Origin of the sequence: Parazoarcus communis SWub3 = DSM 12120 (assembly GCF_003226565.1) — a bacterium.
In the GTDB taxonomy this organism is placed as follows: Bacteria; Pseudomonadota; Gammaproteobacteria; order Burkholderiales; family Rhodocyclaceae; genus Parazoarcus; species Parazoarcus communis.
The window spans coordinates 1-790 of record NZ_QKOE01000082.1; the positions used below are offsets into that span (position 1 = coordinate 1).

A 790-nucleotide genomic window follows, 5' to 3' on the forward strand; every position below is an offset into this window, starting at 1 on the left:
CGATGCCATAGCGTCCCGTCTGCCGTCAGCGCGGCGGCAGTGCTGCCGCCCCTGCCTCTTCGCGCGCGAGCCGCGCCTTGCCGAAGGCGGGGCCGTCGCCCGAGGGGATCTTGGCGATCGAGGAGGCGCGCAGGATCTTTTCTTCGCCGACCGTGAGGTAGATGGTCGAGAAGAGCAGCGAACGGGTCTGGCGCACGATCTCGGCACGCCCCTCGACCCAGTCGCCGATCCTGGCCGGCGCCACGAAGTCGAAGGTCATGCTGACGGTCGGCAGGAACTTGCGCAGGCCGGCCAGAGTGCCGGCGCCCATCGTACCGACCAGATCGGCGACGCTCATCATCATGCCGCCATGCATGCCACCCGTCGGATTGCACATATGCGGCCGCACGCGAACGCCCATGACGAATTCGTCGCGCGTCCCCTTCTCGCCGCGCTTGGCGTAGAGCGGACCGATATGGGTGTTGAAAGTCGGGTCGGGCAGGCCGCGGTCGAAGTCGATGCGGATGAAGCCCTCGGGCAGATTGTCGTCGATCACTCTAACTCCTGACGGGAAGCTGGCGGCGCGGGCTGAGCAGGGCAAAATCGCCCAGGCCGCCCAGCACGTCGTGGCGCGGACCATAGAGCCGACCCCGCACATGCGCCATGTGCTCGTCATGGCCGATCAGCTCGCCGGTCGCCTCGATCCAGTCGCCGACCCGCGCCGGCGTCAGATAGTCGAGCGTCAGGCGCATGGTCACACAGCGCCGGTCGATGGCGCGCCACACGACCGAGCCCAGTGCCGCATCGAGGA

At 68.0% G+C, this 790-nt stretch carries 2 protein-coding genes; both read right to left on the bottom strand.

What is annotated here, in order from left to right:
• Positions 1 to 25: 25 nt before the first annotated feature.
• Positions 26 to 535 carry a PaaI family thioesterase gene (locus DNK49_RS23110; RefSeq protein WP_165843431.1) on the bottom strand — a complete coding sequence of 170 codons (510 nt, stop codon included), beginning with the start codon at positions 533 to 535 and terminating at the stop codon, positions 26 to 28.
• 1 nt (position 536) lies between these two features.
• A partial coding sequence (locus DNK49_RS23115) for a PaaI family thioesterase (RefSeq protein ID WP_207807105.1) occupies positions 537 to 790 on the bottom strand: 254 nt, incomplete at its 5' end.